Below are 23,171 nucleotides of genomic sequence, written 5' to 3'. Positions count from 1 at the left end.
CCACTCACTCTTCGTTATTATTTTAGACTTTCTGCAAACTTTAGCATTTTATCTAGTGGTAATAGGGCTTTTTCACGCAGCTGTGTATCTACATGAATTTGATGTTCGAGACCATTACCTTCTAAAGCCGCTGTAATTGCCTGTAAGCCATTCATCGCCATCCAAGGACAATGAGCACAAGTACGGCATGTTGCACCCTCACCTGCCGTTGGAGCGATATACAGTGACTTATCTGGGCATGCTTGCTGCATTTTATAAAAAATGCCCTTATCGGTTGCCACTATCATGGATGGATTAGACAAAGTTTGTGCAGCTTTAATCAGTTGACTAGTTGAACCGACAGCATCCGCTAAATCTACAATGGCTTGAGGCGACTCAGGATGAACCAGTACCGCCGCTTCAGGATACATGGCTTTCATTTTCTCTAATGATTGGGTCTTAAATTCATCGTGAACGATACAGGCCCCTTGCCAACACAAAATATCCGCGCCCGTTTGTTGTTGCACATAACGCCCTAAGTGCTTATCCGGCGCCCAAATGATCTTTTCTCCAAGGCTGTCTAAGTGTTCAATCAGCTCCACTGCAATACTGGAGGTCACGACCCAGTCTGCACGGGCTTTTACAGCCGCTGACGTGTTCGCATACACCACCACGGTTCTGTCTGGATGAGCATCACAAAAGCGGGCAAATTCTTCATCTGGGCAGCCAATATCCAGCGAGCATTGTGCGTCGAGTGTTGGCATCAAGACATTTTTTTCTGGGCTTAGGATTTTGGCTGTTTCCCCCATAAATCGTACGCCCGCAACAACAAGGGTTGATGCATCATGTCGAGCGCCAAAACGCGCCATTTCAAGGGAGTCAGCAACACAGCCACCTGTTTCTTCAGCTAATGCTTGTATTTCAGGATCAGTGTAGTAATGGGCTACAATCACCGCATTTCTTTCGACCAATAATTGCTTAATATGCTCACGATAAAATGCTTTTTGATCGGGAGTTAACCGTGCTGGCTTAGGAGGAAAAGGATAAACAGCATGGTCAAAATCGATAAACTCGCTCATTTCTCGCCTCTGTTTAGCAGAAAGTTATTTTATGCGCAAAAATATTCATAAAAACCCTAATTCTGCATATTTTTGTTTTATATACTAAACAAGATACCCTTGTTTGGCTAAGATGTCTCCAACCTTTTCACCTAATGATCGAATGATTTTACAGTAGCGCCCTTTTTCACTATTTGTTTTTCGCTTTTATCCTCATTTGTCGGTATCTTAGCGGCTCCTGTTAACTCCAATAGGTTAGTTATGGAATCACCTGCAACGCTATTAAATAAAATAATTTCTATTTCATTACTCGAACCTAGAATCGAAGCTGTCATACTGACCGGCTCTAGAGGGCGAGAATTTGACATCGATGGCTATTCAGACATTGATATTGAGCTCATTGGTCATGGTGTGACTGCGCTTTTCAATGATAAGCAATGGGTTAGCCTTATTGCCAATCCATTAATCGCATTACATTTAGAAAATGGTGGTGAAAATGAGCCAGAAAACCCCACCTGCTTAGTGATTTATGAAGAAGGGCGCAAAGTTGATTTTACATTTGCAGAACCTTCTCGATTACTCAAAATGCAGCAACATGGGTTAGATCGCACTTACTCTCGTGGTTTTATGGTGCTGTTAGATAAAACCGGGATCACGGATGCACTACCGTCGCCTAATCCTAGCGTATTAAAACCTGCACCGTTAAGTGAGCATCAGTTTAATGAACTGGTTACGGATTTTTGGTTTGAAGCTCACCAAGTGGCAATTGCATTAACACGTAATGAACTATGGAGCGCTTGGTCAAGAAGTAATGACATGAAACGCTTCTTTCTCAGTTTACTTGAGCAAACTGTTGCTCATGGAAATACACAACATGATGTTTGGTATAATGGTAAACATTACCAACAATGGATGCCTGAACGTGTTATTCAAGCAACTGAAACGATTTTTGACTGCGGTACTGCGAAAAAAGCTGCATTATCTCTGCATTCCTTGATGGATCATTTTATGGAAGCGATGATTAAGGCCAGTAAACTGTTTGGTTATCAAGATAACCGAGCAATGGGCTTAAAAGTACAAGAAATCGTTATCGGGATCTTAAAGGATAATGGGTTAATTCCTGAAAATCTGGAATAAATGGTATTAGGCTGGCGAGGGAATGCTAGTTTTTTAGGGGTACTTAAGATGGTGGGTCGTGCAGGATTACTTGGGCTTTGCCCTCGCCCTTCGGGTCGTTGCGACAAGCGCAACGCTGTCTCGCTTCGCTCGGCTCGAACCTGAACGCAGCTTCTCACCTGCACTCAACGTACAATATGCAAATGACAGAGTTGTTTGGGATTGAGAAATTTACTTGAGATGGTGGGTCGTGCAGGATTACTCGGGCTTTGCCCTCGCCCTTCGGGTCGTTGCGATAAGCGCAACGCTGTCTCGCTTCGCTCGGCTCGAACCTGAACGCAGCTTCTCACCTGCACTCAACGTACAATATGCAAATGACAGAGTTGTTTGGGATTGGGGATTTACTTGAGATGGTGGGTCGTGCAGGATTACTCGGGCTTTGCCCTCGCCCTTCGGGTCGTTGCGACAAGCGCAACGCTGTCTCGCTTCGCTCGGCTCGAACCTGAACGCAGCTTCTCACCTGCACTCAACGTACAATATGCAAACGACAGAGTTGTTTGGGATTGGGGGGGTTACTTGAGATGGTGGGTCGTGCAGGATTACTCGGGCTTTGCCCTCGCCCTTCGGGTCGTTGCGGCAAGCGCAACGCTGTCTCGCTTCGCTCGGCTCGAACCTGAACGCAGCTTCTCACCTGCACTCAACGTACAATATGCAAATGACAGAGTTGTTTGGGATTGGGGGGGTTACTTGAGATGGTGGGTCGTGCAGGATTCGAACCTGCGACCAATTGATTAAAAGTCAACTGCTCTACCAACTGAGCTAACGACCCATCTTTGGAAATCTAACTACTTGAATTGTTTATTACTTTTAGATGGTGGGTCGTGCAGGATTCGAACCTGCGACCAATTGATTAAAAGTCAACTGCTCTACCAACTGAGCTAACGACCCATCTAATTTCTTGATTTTCTGTACTAATAAAATGCCGAGAACGTACAGGATTCTTCAACCTTCGGTCTCACCCTGCGGGTTGAACCTGCAACCATCTTATTAACAGTTAACAATTCTACCAACTGAGCTAACGCCCCATCTTAAACTATCTGTACTGCTTGAATTGTTTACTGCTTTTAGATGGTGGGTCGTGCAGGATTCGAACCTGCGACCAATTGATTAAAAGTCAACTGCTCTACCAACTGAGCTAACGACCCATCTAAAATATTCAATCTCATTGATACTGCTACAAAACTAAATTTTGTTAGTTTTCTAACTGAACGTATTCTCGTATCAACGGCGGCTTATATTACTGATTTCTGACGAGGGTGCAATGGTTTTTTTAAAAAAAAAGATTAAGTGCACACTAAACATACGGATAACCCCGAAATATTCGGCTACATCGCTTCGGGGCTATCAATTACAGTGTACTGAGTTTCTTCTCTGCAAGTTTTGCACCAGAACTATTTGGGTATTGTTGTAATACCTGCTGATAAACAGCCTTCGCTTTATCTTTCTGTCCCTTATCTTGCATGATCAAGCCCACTTTAAATAAGGCTTCACTGCTTTTTTGAGACTTTGGATACTGCTTAACTACAGTGGCAAAGTAGAATGCGGCGTCATCCTTGCTACCTTTGTTGTAGTTTAACTGTCCTAGCCAATAGTTGGCATTCGATTGATATCCAGATTTTGGATATGCTTTGATAAATCCTTGCAATGCACCAATCGCTTCGTCAATCTGTGCTTTGGACTTACTTTCCATCGCCAACTTAACAGCTGCGTTGTAATCATCTTTTTCATTACCACCGGAACTTGCAGCTGGCGTATCTGAAGAAGATGATTGCGCATTTGATGCACTAGTATCAGTTGCATCTGAAGAGCTTGAAGAATCACCACCACTCGCTTTGTCTAATTGCATGTACAAATCTTTTTGGCGTTCAACAACCTGATTCAATTTGTATTCACTTTCTTGAATCTGTCCACGTAACATATCAATATCACGTTGGTTATCAGCTAATTGCTGCTGGATTTGATAAATGATTTGACCTTGAGAGCTAACAGCTGTCTCAAGTTGAGTGAGGCGGTCTGCGGAAGAACCCGATCCGACATTGTTGATTGGCGCTTGGGCAATAGCGACCCAAGGGGTCGCTACGCCAACCAATAACGACAGACCAACTAGTAATTGTCTGAAGTTACTGTTCATAATAGATAATTTCGCTTATCTATTAGTATGCAATGACTGCACGACGGTTTTTCGCGTAGTCTGCTTCAGTGTGACCTAACACAGCTGGTTTTTCTTTACCGTAAGAAACCAGTGAAACTTGGTCACCTGAAACGCCTTTGCTTTGCAGATACATTTTAACTGCGTTAGCACGACGCTCGCCCAGTGCGATGTTGTATTCTGGAGTACCGCGCTCATCCGCATGGCCTTCAACAACAACACGTACAGATGGGTTGCTACGCAGGAATGCTGCGTGTGCATCTAACATTTCAGCGTACTCTGGAGATACGTTGTATTTATCGAAACCAAAGTAAACAGTGTTGTTCTGTTGCAGTTGTTCCATTTGCTGACGTGCCAGCTCTTCCGCAGACAGACCAGTGTTAGTTTGATTCATAGAAGAATCGTCACCAGTTTGGTCGTTGTTTTTGTTAGAGCTACAAGCTGCGACTGCCATGATTGGTAATGCGATCATCAGCCCTTTAAGCACTTTATTCAGTTGCATCGTTTTGATCCTTAATATTTTGCCACACATTATTATTATGCATCACAGATACGGCGACCAGGCAGGGAATTTAACCTGTCCATCGGTTGCCGGAAGACGCGCTTTGAAACGCCCGTCGGTCGAAACTAGCTGCAATATAGTCCCCAAGCCTTGAGAGGAGCTATAAATTACCATAGTGCCGTTAGGTGCGATACTCGGCGTTTCATCTAGAAACGTTGACGTTAAATATTCAACGTTACCCGTTGCCAGATCCTGTTTGGCGATATGCTGCTGACCGCCCCCGGAGCTGACCATCGCTAAGAAAGTTCCATCCGGGCTTACATCAGCATCCTGATTTTGTGATCCTTCATAGGAGACACGAACAGGACTACCACCATTAATATTCATTTTATAAATCTGCGGACGTCCTGCCTGATCAGAGGTATAAACTAAAGTTTGGCTATCCGGCATCCAGCTTGGTTCAGTATTGTTACTACGACCATCTGTTACTTGACGAATTTGACCACTACCTAAGTCCATCACATATAAATTCAGGCTGCCTGTCTTAGACAGAGCAAAAGCTAGTTTAGTCCCATCTGGTGAGAATGCAGGTGCCCCATTATGACGTGGGAATGATGCGACCTGACGAACAGCACCACTTGATAGAGTCTGGATAACTAGCGCAGAACTACCACTTTCAAACGTTACGTACGCAATCTTTTGGCCATCTGGTGACCAAGCTGGCGACATTAAAGGTTCTGGCGAACGGTGAACCGTAAATTGGTTAAAACCGTCATAATCAGAAACTCGTAATTCAAACGGATATTGACCGCCGTTGGTCTTCACCACGTAAGCAATACGCGTACGGAAAGCACCACGGATACCAGTCAATTTCTCAAATACTTCATCACTTGCAGTATGCGCTGCATAGCGTAACCAATCTTTGGTCACTTTAAATTGGTTTTGCGCTAAAACTGCACCTGGGTTAGCGGCAACATCCACTAACTGATAGCTAACAACAAAGCTACCATCAGCTGCTGGTTGAACTTGACCAACAACAACCGCGTTAATACCTAACGCAGTCCAAGCTTCTGGCGTCACTTCAGAAGCCGTGCCAGGTTGCTGAGGCATGCGGCTTGGTTCAATAGGGTTAAATTTACCACTATTGCGTAAATCAGCACCGACAATTCCGCCCACTTCTTGTGGTGGCGCACCCGCGCCAGCCCATTTAAATGGGACAACACCGATTGGCTGAGCTGAGTTAACACCTTCAGTAATCTCAATACGGATCTCTGCCTGAGCAACAGTAGCCCATAGCATTAAGAACCCGAGAACTATTTTAAACGCCTGCTTCATCCTGATCTCCCTTACTGCGATATTCATCACCGCAATAATTCGCTGAATTTTAACAAAGGTATACTAACAAAACTAGATAGCACACAAACTATTTATTACATCACCTCAATATTTACAATACAGACTGCTCTGAGTTGTTGAAAATCAAGGCTTAAACACCAATGTGCTACCCGATTTATTAAACGTATCATAGACCTCTCTGCTAGGTGGTTTTGGCATAGTCGCAAGTTTTGCTGCTCTCATTGCCGCCTCACATAACGCGGGATCATTTGCTGGATTATTTTTCGGTGAAATATTCACCAATAATCCATCTGGTGCTAACTTCAATTGCAATTCACAAGTACGTCCACGATAACTTTCTGAATCATAGAATTTACTTTGAACAGCAGCCTTAATTTTACCGGCATAGCTATCTACATCAGCATTCGATGCGCCTGATTTTTTACCACCACCGCTACCCGCAGCTGTTTGTCCACCTTGCTTGCTTGGCCCTGATGCAGTTAAATCACCCAGCAAATCATCAACAGATGATGCGCTTTTCGCAGCTTCAGCTTTGGCTTTCGCTGCTTTTGCTTTAGCTTCTTTATCCGCTTTTTCTTTAGCTTCTTTATCTGCCTTAGCTTTAGCTTCTTTTTCAGCTTTTGCTTTAGCCTCTTTATCTGCTTTAGCTTTAGCGTCGGCTTCCGCTTTTTCTTTAGCTTCTTTTTCTGCCTTAGCCTTAGCAGCTTCAGCTTCTTTCTTAGCTTGGGCGTCAGCTTTTTCTTTCGCAGCCGCTTGTTCTTTCACGAGTTTTTCTTTTTCAGCTTTGGCTTGAGCAGCGGCTTCTTCCGCTATTTTTTGCTCTTCCTTCGCTTTTTTAGCCGCGTCTAAGGCTTGTTTTTTCTGCTCTTCAGCTTGTTTCTGCTGTTGTTCAGTTTCTCGCTGAGTTTGAATTCGCTCTTCTTCAAGTTTTTGCAGACGTTTTTGTTCCTGCTCTTGCTTTTCTCTTAGCTCAGCATCTTGTTTTTGTTGCTGTTCTTTACGCTCTTTAGCTGCTTGTTGGGCGCTTTTTTGCTGTTGTTGAGATTGATTATATTGCTCAACAACTGCACCTGGATCGACCATCACTGCATCAATGACAGTCCCCTCTTCCCCACCGCCGCCAAGTTGGACGACAGTCACTAAAGAGCCTATAACAATTAAAGCGACCAGTAAGATGTGCAATCCAATTGACATCATTAATGAGCGCTTCAAGTCATCCTGTTTCTCTTTTGTCTTTCCCACTCTGGTTTCCAAAAAAAGAATCGATTCTTTTCAACTATATCCGCGCCACTCGCAAAGTGGCGTCAGCAAATTAAAGAGGTTGAGTCATCAAACCAACAGATTTGATCCCGGCACCGTGTAACATATTCAGCGCCTTAATAACTTCGTCATAAGGAACTTCTTTCGCACCACCAATTAGGAAAATCGTTTTTGGATTTTTTTCTAACTGTTCTTTTGCGACCGCTGAAATTTGTTCAGGTGGCAGTAATTCCATGCGCTCACCATCAACCAATAAATTATATTGATCAACCCCTGCCACTTCTAAAATGACCGGTGGATTATCATTGGATGAGACGGTTTGGGTATCTGTTGCATCCGGTAAATCAACTTCCACGCTCTGAGAAATAATGGGTGCAGTTGCCATGAAAATCAGCAACAGCACCAACAATACGTCCAGTAATGGAACGATGTTGATTTCGGATTTCAGCTCACGTTTGCGTCTACTATTGCGCGCCATTCGCTTTTCTCCCTCGTCTTATTTCTTATCAGCCGAGAATGCTTGACGATGCAAGATAGCGAGGAATTCTTCCATAAAGTTATCGTAGCTTTGCTCAAGTTTATTCACACGTAAGTTTAAACGGTTATACGCCATAACAGCAGGAATTGCGGCAAATAGACCGATTGCTGTTGCGATCAGTGCTTCCGCAATACCCGGAGCAACCATTTGTAATGTGGCTTGTTTTACCGCACCCAGCGCGATGAAAGCGTGCATGATCCCCCAAACGGTACCAAACAGACCAATATAAGGGCTAATTGACCCTACGGTACCTAAAAATGGGATATGCGATTCAACGGATTCCAACTCACGATTCATGGAAATGCGCATAGCACGAGATGCACCAGTGACTACAGCATCTGGCGCATGAATATTAGCTTGATGTAAGCGAACAAACTCTTTGAAGCCAGAGTAAAAAATTTGCTCTGCACCACCTAATGCATCACGGCGAGCTTGGCTTTCTTTATATAAGCGGGACAGCTCGATACCTGACCAGAATTTATCTTCAAATGCTTCCGCTTCGCGCGTGGCGGCATTTAAAACTTTTGTTCTCTGGATAATAATCGCCCACGATGCAATAGAAAAACCGATCAAAACGAACATAATCAGCTGAACCAATAGGCTCGCTTTTAGGAATAAATCCAAGATATTCATGTCAGTCACTGCTTAAACTCCGCGACAATAGACTTAGGAAGCGCTTTCGGCTTCATTTTAGATGTGTCCACACAAGCAATTAGGGCTGTCGCCCCACAAAGCAAGTTACCTTGCAAATCAACTAACCTTTGCTGAAAAAGTAAAGACGCACGTTTTATTTCAACGACTTCCGTTTCCACTTCCAGCAGGTCATCTAACCGAGCCCCCTTAATAAAGTCGATTGTCATACTACGGACGACAAAACCAAGGTTCTCAGCGAGTAAACTTTGTTGGTTAATACCTTTATTCCGCAACATTTCCGTTCTTGCCCGCTCAAAAAAAGCCAGATAACGTGCATGATATACAACTCCGCCCGCATCTGTATCTTCATAATACACGCGAACAGGCCAGCGAAATAACATAAAAAAACCACTCCGTCTTAGGTTAAATTAATTAACGGTGTCACTATACGCAAGACAGTGCCGCTTTGGAATCACTTTGCAGGTAAAGATATCAAAAATAATTGCGGGTCGCATGACCCACAATCTGAATTTAGATTAACTAAAGACTTTTGCAAGTCCCCAGATAAGAATGATGGCGGCAGGTAATGGATGGAACAGCACTCGCCACGTCAATTTATTGGGTAGGAAGCCCACTCCAAAAATGATGGCGCTGCAAGTTGCCCATATCATGAGAAGACCTTGCCAGATAGGAAATGCACTGGTATTGGCTGCAAAAAGGGAAGGATCCCACATTACTGCACCAGCGGTTACTAAAGCTAATATAAGGATAAGGGCCCTTATCGGGCCCTTTCCTAATAGCTGATAGGATTTATCCATCAGCATACTATTTACTCACCATCTTTAGCTGTTTTAGCTTCTTTTGCACTTTCTGAGTGCTCAAGAGCTAATGCTGCAATCACTGCAAAACTACAAGCTAACAGAGTGCCGAGGATCCAGGCGAAATACCACATATGTTATGCTCCTTAATACAGTGAATGCTTGTTGCTTTCGATGAAATTTTTGTCCAAACGACCAAACATTTTGTAGTAACACCAAATGGTGTAAGCCAGAACGATTGGAACAAAAATGATAGCAACAACAGTCATAACTTGCAGGGTGAACAGGCTAGATGTCGCATCCCACATGGTCAAGCTTGCATTTGGCATGATGCTTGAAGGCATGATGAATGGGAACATCGCAACACCACATGTCAGGATAATGCAAGCGATAGTCAATGATGAGAACAGGAACGCCCAACCATTTTTATCTGCTTTAGTAGCAATCATCGTTAACAGTGGTAGCGCCAGACCCAGACCAGGCAGTGCCCACAGGATTGGGTACGTATTAAAGTTAGTTAACCATGCACCAGAAACAACTTCTACAGTTTTGTTCAGTGGGTTAGACGGGCTTAATGTATCAATAGTTGAAGTTACCACATAACCATCGATGCCCATCACTAACCATACGCCAGCACCAGCAAAAGCAGCTAGAGTGATAAACGCACAGATATAAGTTGCTTTACGAACACGTAAGTGCAGTTCACCCGTTGTACGCATTTGCAGATAAGTTGCACCTTGGGTAACAATCATCATTAAACCGACAACACCAGCCAACAGACCGTATGGGTTCAGCAGACCAAACAGGTTACCTGTATAAGTCAGATACTGCTGGTTATCGATTTGCAGTGGAACACCCAGTAACAGGTTACCAAACGCAACACCGATAACTAACGGAGGAACGAAACCACCGATAAACAGACCCCAGTCCCACATGCTACGCCATTTTGGGTTCTCCAGTTTAGAACGGTAGTCGAAACCAACCGGACGGAAGAACAATGCAGCTAATACCAAAATCATAGCAACATAGAAGCCAGAGAATGCAGCAGCATAAACCTGAGGCCATGCAGCGAACATTGCACCACCCGCAGTGATTAACCAAACTTGGTTACCATCCCAGTGAGGTGCAATAGCATTAATCATAACGCGGCGTTCAGTATCTGTTTTACCTAAGATAGGTAATAAGAAGCCTACGCCCATGTCAAAGCCATCCGTGACGGCAAATCCAATCAGCAGTACGCCGATAAGGATCCACCACACAAATCGAAGAACTTCATAATCAAACATAAGTGGACTCCTGTTTACTGAACGTCGTGTGCTGAACTATTTTTCTGTTCAAAATGGTAACGACCGGTTTTCAGGCTGCTAGGCCCTTTACGAGCGAATTTGAACATTAAGAACATTTCGGCAATCAAGAACAGTGTATACAGACCACAGATCAGAGCCATAGAGAAGATCAGGTCTTGTGGGGTTAAGTTAGAGTGTGCAACCGAAACCGGTAACACTTCACCAATTGCCCACGGTTGACGACCATACTCAGCCACAAACCAGCCTGATTCAATAGCAATCCATGGTAATGGAATACCAAACAGAGCCAGACGAAGCAGCAGTTTGCTCTTACCAATACGGTTACGAACAACTGACAGGAATGCCCAACCGATGATTAACAGTAACGCGAAGCCAACTGCAACCATGATACGGAATGCCCAGAATAGTGGTGCAACATTAGGAATACTGTCTTTAACCGCTTTCTGAATTTGTTCTTCTGTCGCATCAACAACGTTTGGTGTGTATTGTTTTAACAGAAGGCCATAGCCAAGATCTTTTTTACTTGCTTCGAACGCAGCACGCAGTTCTGGGCTCTTATCACCAGCTAACAGCTGTTGTAATTGACCATAAGAAACCATACCGTTACGGATACGGACTTCGTGTTGCTTCATCAGATCTTTCAGACCTAATACTGGTGTATCGATAGAACGCGTTGCAATAATACCCATCGCCCATGGAATCGAGATAGCGAACGTATTCTCTTGTTTCTCATTGCTTGGGAATGCGATTAGGTTAAATGCAGCTGGAGGCGCATGGGTTTCCCACTCTGCTTCAACAGCGGCCAGCTTCGTTTTCTGCACGTCGCCCATTTCGTAACCTGATTCATCACCAAGAACGATAACAGAGAGAACGGCAGCCATACCAAAGCTTGCAGCAATCGCGAAAGAGCGCTTAGCGAATGCCAAGTCACGACCTTTGAGCATATAGTAAGAGCTGATACCCAGAATGAACATGGCACCAGTACAATAACCAGCAGCAACTGTGTGAACGAATTTAACTTGCGCAACCGGGTTCAGGACTAGCTCAGAGAAGCTAACCATTTCCATACGCATTGTTTCGTAGTTGAAATCTGCTGCGATAGGGTTTTGCATCCAACCGTTCGCAACCAGAATCCACAGCGCAGAGAAGTTAGAACCTAAAGCTACTAACCAAGTCACCGCAAGGTGCTGAGTTTTGCTTAAACGATCCCAACCAAAGAAGAATAAACCAACAAAGGTAGATTCTAAGAAGAATGCCATCAGACCTTCGATTGCCAGAGGCGCACCGAAGATATCTCCAACATAGTGGGCGTAGTATGACCAGTTAGTCCCAAATTGGAACTCCATAGTCAGACCAGTCGCAACACCCAGAGCGAAGTTAATACCAAACAACTTGCCCCAGAACTTAGTCATATCTTTATAAATTTGTTTACCAGACAGCACATATACCGTCTCCATAATCGCAAGCAAAAACGCCATACCGAGCGTTAATGGTACGAACAGGAAGTGATACATCGCAGTTAAGGCAAACTGTAATCGTGACAGTTCGACAATATCAAACATCTTGACTCCTTGCTCCTAGCAGGAAGACACCGACTTGCGGCAACCCAGCTTCCAGTGTTAAACAGGAAAGCCTCTTAACTACCAGCAAAAAATGCCTCAAAACAACAAATAATTAACAAAAGTAAAAGAAAAAACCTACCATAATAATAGTACGCCTATCTTCACATACAATAAACTTCTTTTACGTGATTCAGATTTGAATTCTGAAGTTATATCAATAATTATACCCTTTAATAGAAAAATGAGTATTTGATCGAGGACCAATTTAAGCAATTTGGGCAAATAAAGCTAGTAGTAATAAATTGATTTACGTCAATTTTTCCTTACTTGTTAATTGATTTCGTCCCGGTTCAAATAATAGTTAGCCAGTTGTTAACTATCTGTTATTTTAATTGATATGGGTTTTTTTACTTTTTTAATAAGATTAAAACAAAATGATAACTTTTGTTTTTCTCAATCTAAAAAAGATTATTTATTTATAATAGCAGTCTATTTCTAAATTATTACTTTATTTATTAATAAAGATAATTATCGTAGAAAAAGCCCTATATTCAGTTAATCAAAATAATCTAAAAATAAAAAAATTGATCTAATATCAAATTAGACTATTTCCCATTTTGTGCTATTTCATATTCAATAATAAACTTACCCAAAACTTACTATTTATGCTGATTTATTTTAGTATTAATCACTAAAAATCCTAAATTTTATGCTTTTAGTAGGAATTACATGAAATAAGCACAGTCATTAGCCATAAAAAAACCCGCGCTTCTTAGAAAGCACGGGCTTCGTCTCTTACGTTATACGAGCTATAAGCTCATATTGCGCTTATTTGTTTAGCATAGACTTCACTGCATCGCCGATATCAGCCAAGCTACGTACAGTTTTCACACCAGCCGCTTCTAAAGCTGCAAATTTCTCGTCAGCAGTACCTTTACCGCCTGCGATAATTGCACCAGCATGTCCCATACGCTTACCTTTAGGTGCAGTCACACCCGCGATATAGCCAACAACAGGCTTAGTGACGTGCTCTTTGATGTATGCCGCCGCTTCTTCTTCCGCGTTACCACCGATTTCGCCGATCATTACGATCGCTTCAGTTTGTGGGTCTTCTTGGAATAATTTCAGGATATCGATAAAGTTTGAACCAGGAATTGGGTCACCACCGATACCAACGCAAGTTGATTGACCTAAACCTGCATCCGTTGTTTGTTTTACCGCTTCATAAGTCAGTGTACCTGAACGTGAAACGATACCAACTTTACCTGGCATATGAATGTGGCCAGGTTGGATACCGATTTTGCACTCGCCCGGAGTGATAACACCTGGGCAGTTAGGACCAATCATACGAACGCCAGCTTCGTCTAATTTCACTTTAACAGTCAGCATATCCAATGTAGGGATACCTTCAGTGATAGTGATGATCAGTTTGATACCTGCATCAATCGCTTCAAGGATAGAATCCTTACAAAATGGTGCTGGCACGTAGATAACAGAGGCAGTTGCACCCGTTGCTTCTACCGCTTCACGTACAGTATTAAATACCGGTAAACCTAGGTGAGTTGTACCACCTTTACCTGGCGTAACACCGCCAACCATTTTTGTACCGTAAGCAATAGCTTGTTCGGAGTGGAAAGTACCTTGACCGCCAGTGAATCCTTGGCAAATTACTTTGGTGTTTTTATCGATTAAAATAGACATTATTTAGCCTCCGCCGCTGCTACTGCTTTCTTAGCTGCATCTGTCAGGCTGTTTGCAGCGATAATATTTAAGCCGCTGTCTGCCAGTTTTTTCGCACCTAACTCTGCATTGTTACCTTCTAAACGTACAACTACTGGTACATTCACGCCAACTTCTTCTACTGCACCAATGATGCCGTCTGCAATCAGGTCACAGCGAACGATACCACCAAAAATATTTACGAATACAGCTTTAACGCTCTTATCCGAAAGAATGATTTTAAACGCTTCAGTTACGCGCTCTTTGGTTGCACCGCCACCAACGTCAAGGAAGTTAGCTGGCGCACCGCCGTGCAGTTTAACGATATCCATGGTACCCATTGCAAGGCCCGCACCGTTAACCATACAGCCGATATTACCATCCAGAGCAACGTAGTTAAGTTCCCATTTAGCTGCTTGAGCTTCACGCGCATCTTCTTGAGATGGGTCGTGCATTTCACGCATTTCAGCTTGACGATACAGAGCGTTACTATCCACGCCTAATTTACCGTCTAAACAAACTAAATCACCTTCAGTATTGATAACCAATGGGTTAACTTCGATCAACGCTAAATCGCGCTCTAAGAACATGGTCGCTAAGCCCATAAAGATTTTAGCGAATTGGCTAACTTGTTTACCCGTTAAGCCTAATTTGAATGCCAGTTCACGACCTTGATATGGCATTGGGCCAGTCAGTGGATCGATAACCGCTTTGTGGATCAGCTCTGGTGTTTCTTCAGCAACTTTTTCAATTTCGACGCCGCCTTCAGTTGAAGCCATGAATACAACACGACGTGTACCACGGTCAACGACTGCACCTAAATACAGTTCTTTAGCGATATCAGTCGCGCTTTCAACCAAAATTTGGTTAACTGGCTGACCATTTGCATCAGTTTGATAAGTAACCAGATTCTTACCTAACCATTTTTCAGCAAATTCACGGATATCATTGATATCTTTTGTAACTTTTACGCCACCAGCTTTACCACGTCCACCTGCGTGAACTTGGCATTTGATAACCCATGGACCATTACCGATTTTTTTCGCCGCAGCTACTGCTTCTTCTACTGATGAACAGGCATAACCAGTTGGTGCTGGTAAACCATAGCGTGTAAAAAGCTGTTTTGCCTGATACTCGTGTAAATTCATGATGTTCTATCCATAATTGAGTCTGGAGGAGCGTTTATCGCCCCTTGCAATTGTTACAGATTTAGCAGCCAGCGAACTGGCTGCATCGGTTACCTCAGACCGGACAGGTTGTTCCCTGCCCTGTTATGTTTCTATACGTCTAGCAGTAAACGAGTTGGATCTTCCAACATATCTTTGATAGCCACTAAGAAGCCAACTGATTCACGACCATCGATTAAACGGTGGTCATAAGACAGCGCTAAATACATCATTGGAAGAATTTCTACCTTACCATTAACTGCCATTGGGCGGTCTTTGATGGCATGCATCCCTAAGATTGCGCTTTGTGGTGGGTTAATGATTGGAGTAGACATCAGAGAACCGAACACACCACCGTTAGTGATAGTGAAGTTACCGCCACTTAAATCTTCAACAGTTAATTTACCGTCGCGACCTTTGACAGCCAGCTCTTTAATATTTTTCTCGATATCAGCCATGCTCATTGCATCCACATCACGCAGAACTGGCGTTACCAGACCACGCGGTGTTGATACCGCAATACTGATGTCAAAATAGTTATGGTAAACCACGTCAGAGCCATCAATAGAAGCGTTCACTTCTGGATAGCGTTTCAGTGCTTCAACCGCCGCCTTAATGTAGAAAGACATAAAGCCTAAACGTACACCGTGACGTTTTTCGAATGCTTCACCGTACTGTGCACGCAGGTCTTTGATAGGCTGCATGTTGATTTCGTTGAAGGTTGTTAACATCGCCGTGCTATTTTTCGCTTCCAACAGACGCTCTGCAATACGTTTACGCAGGCGAGTCATCGGAACACGTTTTTCACTACGGTGAGCTAATGGTGCTTGAGCTGCAGCTGGTGCTTGAGCCACAGGTGCCGCAGCTGGTTTAGCTGCTAAATGTTTTTCAACATCTTCACGAGTCAGACGACCACCAACACCAGTCCCTTTGATATCAGCAGGGTTCAGGTTGTGCTCAGCGACCAGACGACGAATTGCTGGGCTCAGCGCATCGTTGCTTTCTTCTTCTAAACTTGCAGTTTGGCGTGCTGCTGGTGCAGGCTCTGCTTCTTTAACTTCAGCTGGGATACCTGTGCTATCGCCTAAACGAATGCGACCCAGTAACTGTTTAGATAAAACAGTTGCGCCTTCTTCTTCAATAATGGCTTCTAGAACACCTGCTTCGCTTGCAGGAACTTCAAGAACAACTTTGTCTGTTTCGATCTCAACCAGAACTTCGTCACGCTGAACACTGTCACCTGGTTTTTTATGCCATGTGGCAACCGCTGCGTCTGCCACGGATTCAGGAAGATCGGGAACAAGAATTTCTACGCTACTCATTTTCTATCCTTTAATTATGCAATGTTCAAAGCGTCATTAACCAGGGCTGCTTGTTGTTCCTGGTGAACGGAGGTATAACCAACTGCTGGAGAAGAAGAAGCTGCTCGACCCGCATAGCGTAAAGTTGCGCCTGCTGGGATAGCTTCATGGAAATTATGCTGGCTGCAATACCAAGCACCTTGGTTCAGAGGCTCTTCTTGGCACCAAACGAAATCTTTCACATGAGTGTATTGAGCGAGTACTTTTTGGATATCTTCGCGTGGGAACGGATACAGCTGTTCAATACGTACGATAGCCACATCTTTTTGCTCTTTCTTACGACGTTGTTCTAATAAATCGTAATAAACTTTACCGGAACACATAACGACGCGTTTCACATCTTTCGGATTAATTTCGTCAATTTCACCGATAACTGGTTGGAATGAACCATTCGCCAGCTCATCCATGCTTGAAACCGCTAATGGATGACGTAACAGTGACTTAGGTGACATAACAATCAGAGGACGACGCATATCGCGCAGTGCTTGACGGCGTAACATGTGGTAAACCTGAGCTGGTGTTGATGGCACACACACTTGCATGTTTTGATCCGCACACAGTTGCAGGTAACGCTCTAAACGAGCAGATGAGTGTTCTGGGCCCTGGCCTTCATAACCATGAGGCAGTAACATGACCAGACCACACATACGACCCCATTTTTGCTCACCAGAGCTAATAAATTGGTCGATAACAACTTGCGCACAGTTAGCAAAGTCACCGAACTGAGCTTCCCAGATAGTCAGCGCGCGCGGCTCAGTTGTTGCATAGCCATATTCAAATGCCAATACTGCGTTTTCAGTCAGAACAGAGTCCCAAACGTTAAATACGCCTTGACCGCTATGAATATTTTGCAGAGGTACGTACACAGAACCATTAGTTTGGTTGTGAACGACTGCATGACGATGGAAGAACGTACCACGACCCGCATCTTCACCAGATAAGCGAATTGGAATACCTTCATCAACTAACGTACCGTAGGCCAGAGTTTCTGCGGCACCCCAGTCGAGTAATTTTTGGCCTTTCGCCATTTCAGCGCGGTCAGCATAAATTTTCTCAACACGAGATTGTGCAACGATACCTTCAGGGATCGTGCTCAGCTTAGTCGCTAACTCTGTTAAACGTTTAATATCGTAGCCAGATTTATATTGCTCATTCCATTCATGGTTTAAGTACGGTTCCCATGTGTAAGAATGCAGACCCATTTCACGATATTCTTCAACAACACAATCACCACGGTCTAACGCGTCACGATACAGGTTAACCATTTCAGTGACTTCATTCGCAGAAACCACACCAGCTTCGATTAAACGATCTGCGTAGATTTTACGTGGAGTTGGATGCTGTTTAATTTTTTGGTACATGATTGGCTGAGTTGCACTTGGCTCATCAGCTTCGTTATGACCATGACGGCGATAACACACTAAGTCGATCATCACATCGCGCTTAAAGGTGTTACGGAAATCTAAGGCTAAGCGAGTCACGAATGCGACTGCTTCAGGGTCATCAGCGTTAACGTGGAAAATAGGTGCCTGCACCATTTTCACGATATCAGTACAGTATTCTGTTGAACGTGTGTCTTTCGGGTTGGAAGTTGTGAAACCAACTTGGTTGTTGATAACGATACGCATGGTACCGCCAACTTCATAACCACGAGCCTGAGACATGTTCAAGGTTTCTTGTACAACACCTTGACCGGTTACTGCTGAGTCACCGTGAATGGTGATTGGCAGAACCATGTTGCTACGACCTTCGTCCAGACGGTCACGGCGAGCACGTACCGAACCGATAACCACTGGGCTCACGATTTCTAAGTGTGATGGGTTAAATGCCAGTGCTAAGTGAACACGGGAACCCGCAGTTTCGAAATCAGAAGAGAAACCTTGGTGATATTTAACGTCACCTGCGCTTGAATGGTCTTTATGCTTACCAGCAAATTCATCAAATAATTCAGCTGGTTTTTTACCCAGAATGTTGATCAGGACGTTTAGGCGACCACGGTGCGCCATACCAAGCACCACTTCACGAGTGTCTTGTTTGCCTGCATGATGGATAAGATCCTTCAGCATTGGGATCAGTGCATCCCCACCTTCTAAAGAGAAACGTTTTGCACCTGGGAATTTTGCACCAAGATAACGTTCAAGACCTTCCGCTGCTGTTAATTCAGCTAAGAAGCGACGTTTTTCTTCTTTAGAAAATTGCTGCGCAACATTCACAGACTCTAAACGTTGTTGGATCCAACGTTTTTCTTCTGTGTTAGTGATGTGCATATATTCCGCACCAATGGAACCGCAATAGATTCGTTTCAGGTGGTCATATAGCTCACTGAGTTTCATGGTTTCTTTGCCAATTGCAAATGAACCCACGTTGAAAGTCTCGTCGAAATCTTCTTTGGTTAGGTTATGGAATGTAGGGTCCAGATCTGGAACGGCTTCGCGCTTCCAAAGTCCTAACGGGTCGAGATTTGCATTTTGATGTCCGCGAAAGCGGAAGGCATTGATAAGTTGCAAAACTTTAACTTGTTTTGCGTCGATCGTTGGATCGCTAACAGAGGTATGGTAACGGGTAGAATCTTTTGCTAAGCGCCGAAAGTAGTCTCGTGCTTGCGAATGTAATTGCTCACCGTTATTACCCGCTCCAGGTAGTTGTTGAAAGATTTCTCTCCATTCGACATCTACGGAATTAGGGTCAGTCAGATAATCTTCATAGAGCTGTTCTATATAAGACTGGTTCGCGCCTGCCAGAAAGCTTGAATCCAGCCAGTCCTTCATTACGCCGTTCTGCATTGTGATCCCTTAAGCTTTATAAGCTTTAGTTTTCGCCGTGGTTAACTAATCGCCGCATTTAAGCGACCTCGATAAAGGTTCTCTTGGACGTGCTTTTTGCATGTTCTCACTTTGGGAGTCCCTCTTATCAATTAAGGGTTTCCCTTTTAAGGAACCTTTAAAAACTGTCTACGGTTTTTAAAGGTTCCTTGCTTTCGCAAGTGTCTTCATCTTGTTTTGCAGTTGGCTTTTTACTTTCACTTTTTGACTTTTTACTTTACGTTTCAGTGATTCAATTTAAGACTTTATACTTACTTTACTCTTATTTTTTAGTTTAAGTACGTATTTTGTGCTATCCAAATTGAGCCTACGGCACCTAAGCGCCGCAGGCTGTATCGATTTAGGCGCTATGTTTCAACAACATAGACTTAATGTGACCGATAGCTTTCGTTGGATTTAGTCCTTTAGGGCATACATTGACACAATTCATGATGCTATGACAGCGGAAAACACTAAAAGCGTCGTTCAGATCATCTAATCGTGAATCTGTTTCAGTATCACGACTATCAATTAAGAATCTATACGCAGCTAGCAAACCTGCAGGACCGATAAATTTGTCCGGATTCCACCAGAAAGATGGACATGAAGTTGAACAGCATGCACACAGAATACACTCGTAAAGACCATCAAGTTTTTCACGTTGTTCTGGTAGCTGTAAATTTTCACGCGCCGGCGGATTCTTATTATCATTAAGAAGATACGGACGAATTTTTTCGTATTGAGTATAAAATTGCGTCATATCGATGATCAGGTCACGAATAACTGGCAGACCGGGTAATGGACGGATCACAATTTTCTTGCCACTCCGGATTAAAGCAGACAATGGCGTAATACAAGCCAGTCCGTTTTTACCGTTCATGTTCAAACCATCAGAACCACACACGCCTTCACGGCAAGAACGACGGAATGAGAGTGTTGGATCTTGTTCTTTTAACTGAATTAACGCATCCAGCAGCATCATGTCACGCCCTTCTTTCACTTCAAGGGTGTAATCTTGCATGCGTGGCGCATTGTCTACATCAGGATTGTAGCGATAAATCGAAAATTCTAGTTTCATAGTTTATTTCTCCGCAACTGGATTAACACCACGCATTAATAGGTACGAATCTTCGGTGGGAAGGCTTCACGCAACTTAGGTTGCATGTTCACTTCACGACGAGTCATCGTTTCAGATTGCGGTAGATATAATGAGTGACATAACCAATTTGCATCATCACGATCTGGGAAGTCAAAGCGGCTGTGAGCACCACGGCTCTCTGTACGGAAGTTTGCAGCTTGTGCAGTTGCATAAGCAGTTTCCATCAGGTTATCCAGCTCTAAACATTCGATACGTTGGGTATTGAACTCAGTTGAAGTGTCATCCAGACGCGCATTTTTCAAACGTTCACGGATTTCTTTCAGCTCTTCTAAGCCCTTCGCCATTGCATCCCCTTCACGGAATACGGAGAAGTTGTTCTGCATACAAGATTGCAGTGCTTTACGGATATCAGTTGGATCCTCACCCGTACGCGCATTTTCCCAACGATTGAAACGAGCCATTGCTGCATCGATGTCTGATTCAGACGCATCGCGCATTGGGCCTTGTTCCATGATGGATTCATTCAAGTGTAAACCAGCAGAACGACCAAATACTACGAGATCAAGCAGGGAGTTACCGCCTAAGCGGTTAGCACCGTGTACAGATACACAAGCAATCTCACCCACAGCAAACAGACCCGGAATCACTTCGTCTTCGCCTTTTTCGTTATAGCGAATCGCTTGACCCGTCACTTTAGTTGGAATACCACCCATCATATAGTGACACGTTGGGATAACTGGGATTGGCTCTTTAACTGGATCAACGTGGGCAAAGGTACGAGATAATTCAAGGATACCTGGTAAGCGAGATTCCAGAACATCTTTTCCTAAGTGGTCCAGTTTCAGTTTTGCGTGTGGACCCCATGGACCATCACAACCACGACCTTCACGGATTTCAATCATGATTGAGCGTGCAACAACGTCGCGACCTGCAAGGTCTTTCGCGTTTGGTGCATAACGCTCCATGAAGCGCTCGCCATCTTTATTCAGCAAGTAGCCACCTTCACCACGGCAGCCTTCTGTAACCAGAACACCCGCGCCAGCGATACCCGTTGGGTGGAATTGCCACATTTCCATATCTTGTAATGGAACGCCTGCACGCACTGCCATACCAACACCGTCACCCGTATTGATGTGTGCGTTAGTGGTAGATTGGTAAATACGCCCCGCACCGCCCGTGGCTAAGATGGTTGCTTTCGCTTTGAAGTAAACCAGCTCGCCCGTTTCCATGCAGATTGCAGTACAACCTACAATATCGCCATCCTGGTTTTTCACTAAATCCAGTGCATACCATTCGGAGAAAATTGTCGTGTGATTTTTTAAGTTTTGTTGATACAGAGTATGTAACAGCGCGTGACCAGTACGGTCAGCTGCCGCAGCTGTACGTGCTGCTTGCTCGCCACCGAAATTCTTAGACTGACCACCGAATGGACGCTGATAAATACGACCATCATCAAGGCGAGAGAAAGGCAATCCCATATGTTCTAATTCAAGGATAGCTTCCGGTCCTGTTTTACACATGTATTCGATAGCGTCTTGGTCACCGATATAATCGGAACCTTTAACAGTATCGTACATATGCCATTCCCAGTTGTCAGGGTGTGTGTTACCAAGTGCAACAGTGATACCACCTTGCGCTGACACAGTATGAGAACGCGTTGGAAATACTTTAGATAACAAAGCACAAGATAGGCCTTGTTGAGAAATTTGTAGTGCTGCGCGCATACCTGCACCGCCCGCACCGATAACGATAGCGTCAAACTCTCTGATTGGCAGATTCATTTTATGCACCCCACACAACAATTGTTCCGTAAATTAAGTAAGCCAACAAACCGACAACAATTGCCAGTTGTAACACCAAGCGGATCGCCAGTGGCTTAACATAGTCAGTCAGCACTTGCCACATACCAATCCAGGCATGCACAAGAATCGAGAACAAGGTGAGGATGGTGAATACTTTGGTCACAGAGGAGGCAAAGAAGCCACGCCATACTTCATAGGTAATATCATTAATCGCTACGAAGCCAACAATGTAGAGTACGTAGAGGACGATAACGATCGCCGAACCACGGATTAACAGCCAGTCCTGGATACCAGTACGGCCTAAAGCTGAAGCATTACTTACCATACTAAGATCCCCGCCAGAATTGCCAGAATTACAGTAATTACAAATGTAATTTTTGCGGATGAGTTACCCGCAGCAAGGGTTTCATCAACACAACCGAAATCCATCAGCATATGACGAATACCACCACAAATGTGGTAAGCCAGCGCTGTTAAGATCCCCCAAAGAATGAACTTAACAAAAAAGCCAGTCATTATTTCAGATGCGTATTGAAAACCTTCTGGAGAGGAGAGAGAAGTCCCTAGCAACCAAAGCAGAATACCAACTGCGATGAGAGTAATGACGCCAGAGACACGGTGCAAGATAGACGATATTGCAGTAATCGGAAAGTGAATCGTCTGCAAATCAAGGTTGACAGGTCTTTGTTTTTTCACAATTTTGCCCACACAGCTCTTTATTATTTTCCATCCTCCGGACCTGGGGTGGAAATCAGACAGCGACAGGGGTACAAAATGCAACTTAACACAAACTTTAATCCATCATGTTTGAATAAAGTTGCATACTGATCACGCTGGGAACTCCTACTCAGGGTAATCCGGAGACCTGGCGCCAGTATAAAGTCT

The 23,171-nt window shown here is 44.0% G+C and carries 21 protein-coding genes, 3 tRNA genes and 4 other RNA genes; 1 reads left to right on the top strand and 27 read right to left on the bottom strand.

Annotated elements, in window-relative coordinates; translation table 11 throughout:
• Nucleotides 1-17: 17 nt before the first annotated feature.
• Nucleotides 18-1,058: a quinolinate synthase NadA gene (nadA, locus tag LDO51_RS12235; RefSeq protein ID WP_225574771.1), complete on the bottom strand. Its 1,041-nt coding sequence runs from the start codon at nt 1,056-1,058 to the stop codon at nt 18-20.
• Between the two features lie 240 nt (nt 1,059-1,298).
• Between nadA and LDO51_RS12230 the strand changes: the two genes are divergently transcribed.
• Nucleotides 1,299-2,174 carry an aminoglycoside 6-adenylyltransferase gene (locus LDO51_RS12230; protein ID WP_225574770.1) on the top strand — a complete coding sequence of 292 codons (876 nt, stop codon included), beginning with the start codon at nt 1,299-1,301 and terminating at the stop codon, nt 2,172-2,174.
• 49 nt (nt 2,175-2,223) lie between these two features.
• On the opposite strand, the gene LDO51_RS12225 is transcribed toward LDO51_RS12230, so the two are convergent.
• The 26 genes from LDO51_RS12225 to sdhC all read right to left on the bottom strand — a co-directional run bounded on the left by LDO51_RS12225 (nt 2,224) and on the right by sdhC (nt 22,994).
• Nucleotides 2,224-2,352: non-coding RNA, RtT sRNA (locus LDO51_RS12225), on the bottom strand.
• A 42-nt stretch (nt 2,353-2,394) separates the two neighbouring features.
• Nucleotides 2,395-2,523, bottom strand: a non-coding RNA gene (locus LDO51_RS12220) — RtT sRNA.
• A gap of 41 nt (nt 2,524-2,564) precedes the next feature.
• A non-coding RNA gene (locus LDO51_RS12215) (RtT sRNA) lies at nt 2,565-2,693 on the bottom strand.
• A gap of 42 nt (nt 2,694-2,735) precedes the next feature.
• Nucleotides 2,736-2,864: non-coding RNA, RtT sRNA (locus tag LDO51_RS12210), on the bottom strand.
• Nucleotides 2,865-2,906: 42 nt separating this feature from the next.
• Nucleotides 2,907-2,982, bottom strand: a tRNA-Lys gene (locus tag LDO51_RS12205).
• 43 nt (nt 2,983-3,025) lie between these two features.
• Nucleotides 3,026-3,101 (bottom strand) — tRNA-Lys (locus LDO51_RS12200).
• A gap of 181 nt (nt 3,102-3,282) precedes the next feature.
• Nucleotides 3,283-3,358 (bottom strand) — tRNA-Lys (locus LDO51_RS12195).
• A gap of 203 nt (nt 3,359-3,561) precedes the next feature.
• On the bottom strand, nt 3,562-4,344 hold the full coding sequence (gene cpoB / locus LDO51_RS12190) for a cell division protein CpoB (protein ID WP_225574769.1): 783 nt from the start codon (nt 4,342-4,344) through the stop codon (nt 3,562-3,564).
• Nucleotides 4,345-4,366: 22 nt separating this feature from the next.
• Entirely contained in the window at nt 4,367-4,864 is a 498-nt protein-coding gene (pal, locus tag LDO51_RS12185) for a peptidoglycan-associated lipoprotein Pal (RefSeq protein ID WP_006660438.1), read from the bottom strand.
• A 42-nt stretch (nt 4,865-4,906) separates the two neighbouring features.
• Nucleotides 4,907-6,199: a Tol-Pal system beta propeller repeat protein TolB gene (gene tolB / locus LDO51_RS12180; protein WP_224060461.1), complete on the bottom strand. Its 1,293-nt coding sequence runs from the start codon at nt 6,197-6,199 to the stop codon at nt 4,907-4,909.
• 144 nt (nt 6,200-6,343) lie between these two features.
• On the bottom strand, nt 6,344-7,462 hold the full coding sequence (tolA, locus tag LDO51_RS12175) for a cell envelope integrity protein TolA (RefSeq protein ID WP_225574768.1): 1,119 nt from the start codon (nt 7,460-7,462) through the stop codon (nt 6,344-6,346).
• A 70-nt stretch (nt 7,463-7,532) separates the two neighbouring features.
• Nucleotides 7,533-7,958, bottom strand: a complete 426-nt coding sequence (gene tolR / locus LDO51_RS12170) for a colicin uptake protein TolR (protein WP_224060459.1) — start codon at nt 7,956-7,958, stop codon at nt 7,533-7,535.
• Nucleotides 7,959-7,976: 18 nt separating this feature from the next.
• Nucleotides 7,977-8,660: a Tol-Pal system protein TolQ gene (tolQ, locus tag LDO51_RS12165; RefSeq protein ID WP_036947783.1), complete on the bottom strand. Its 684-nt coding sequence runs from the start codon at nt 8,658-8,660 to the stop codon at nt 7,977-7,979.
• Entirely contained in the window at nt 8,657-9,052 is a 396-nt protein-coding gene (gene ybgC, locus LDO51_RS12160; RefSeq protein WP_036947785.1) for a tol-pal system-associated acyl-CoA thioesterase, read from the bottom strand. The genes tolQ and ybgC overlap by 4 nt, the downstream gene beginning before the upstream one ends.
• A 135-nt stretch (nt 9,053-9,187) precedes the next feature.
• Nucleotides 9,188-9,475 (bottom strand): cyd operon protein YbgE, encoded by a 288-nt coding sequence (gene ybgE / locus LDO51_RS12155; protein WP_224060457.1) that lies wholly within the window; start codon nt 9,473-9,475, stop codon nt 9,188-9,190.
• A gap of 5 nt (nt 9,476-9,480) precedes the next feature.
• Nucleotides 9,481-9,603, bottom strand: coding sequence for a cytochrome bd-I oxidase subunit CydX (cydX, locus tag LDO51_RS12150; protein ID WP_006660445.1), 123 nt, complete (start codon nt 9,601-9,603; stop codon nt 9,481-9,483).
• Between the two features lie 12 nt (nt 9,604-9,615).
• Nucleotides 9,616-10,755, bottom strand: a complete 1,140-nt coding sequence (gene cydB / locus LDO51_RS12145) for a cytochrome d ubiquinol oxidase subunit II (RefSeq protein WP_225574767.1) — start codon at nt 10,753-10,755, stop codon at nt 9,616-9,618.
• Nucleotides 10,756-10,769: 14 nt separating this feature from the next.
• Nucleotides 10,770-12,338 (bottom strand): cytochrome ubiquinol oxidase subunit I, encoded by a 1,569-nt coding sequence (cydA, locus tag LDO51_RS12140; protein ID WP_225574766.1) that lies wholly within the window; start codon nt 12,336-12,338, stop codon nt 10,770-10,772.
• Nucleotides 12,339-13,166: 828 nt separating this feature from the next.
• Nucleotides 13,167-14,039: a succinate--CoA ligase subunit alpha gene (gene sucD, locus LDO51_RS12135; protein WP_036947794.1), complete on the bottom strand. Its 873-nt coding sequence runs from the start codon at nt 14,037-14,039 to the stop codon at nt 13,167-13,169.
• A complete protein-coding gene (gene sucC / locus LDO51_RS12130) occupies nt 14,039-15,205 on the bottom strand; it encodes an ADP-forming succinate--CoA ligase subunit beta (protein ID WP_006660449.1) in 1,167 nt (388 codons plus the stop codon). Before sucC ends, sucD begins: the two co-directional genes overlap by 1 nt.
• 131 nt (nt 15,206-15,336) lie before the next feature.
• On the bottom strand, nt 15,337-16,545 hold the full coding sequence (odhB, locus tag LDO51_RS12125) for a 2-oxoglutarate dehydrogenase complex dihydrolipoyllysine-residue succinyltransferase (RefSeq protein WP_225574765.1): 1,209 nt from the start codon (nt 16,543-16,545) through the stop codon (nt 15,337-15,339).
• A 14-nt stretch (nt 16,546-16,559) separates the two neighbouring features.
• Nucleotides 16,560-19,367, bottom strand: coding sequence for a 2-oxoglutarate dehydrogenase E1 component (gene sucA / locus LDO51_RS12120; protein WP_225574764.1), 2,808 nt, complete (start codon nt 19,365-19,367; stop codon nt 16,560-16,562).
• 379 nt (nt 19,368-19,746) lie between these two features.
• Nucleotides 19,747-20,463 (bottom strand): succinate dehydrogenase iron-sulfur subunit, encoded by a 717-nt coding sequence (locus LDO51_RS12115; protein ID WP_225574763.1) that lies wholly within the window; start codon nt 20,461-20,463, stop codon nt 19,747-19,749.
• A gap of 35 nt (nt 20,464-20,498) precedes the next feature.
• Nucleotides 20,499-22,265 (bottom strand): succinate dehydrogenase flavoprotein subunit, encoded by a 1,767-nt coding sequence (gene sdhA / locus LDO51_RS12110; protein ID WP_108479381.1) that lies wholly within the window; start codon nt 22,263-22,265, stop codon nt 20,499-20,501.
• 1 nt (nt 22,266) lies between these two features.
• Entirely contained in the window at nt 22,267-22,611 is a 345-nt protein-coding gene (gene sdhD / locus LDO51_RS12105; RefSeq protein WP_036947812.1) for a succinate dehydrogenase membrane anchor subunit, read from the bottom strand.
• A complete protein-coding gene (gene sdhC, locus LDO51_RS12100) occupies nt 22,605-22,994 on the bottom strand; it encodes a succinate dehydrogenase cytochrome b556 subunit (RefSeq protein ID WP_225574762.1) in 390 nt (129 codons plus the stop codon). The genes sdhD and sdhC overlap by 7 nt, the downstream gene beginning before the upstream one ends.
• Nucleotides 22,995-23,171: the final 177 nt, after the last annotated feature.

The organism is Providencia alcalifaciens (assembly GCF_020271745.1).
In the GTDB taxonomy this organism is placed as follows: domain Bacteria; phylum Pseudomonadota; class Gammaproteobacteria; order Enterobacterales; family Enterobacteriaceae; genus Providencia; species Providencia alcalifaciens_B.
This window is presented reverse-complemented; position numbering and strand designations above follow the sequence as displayed.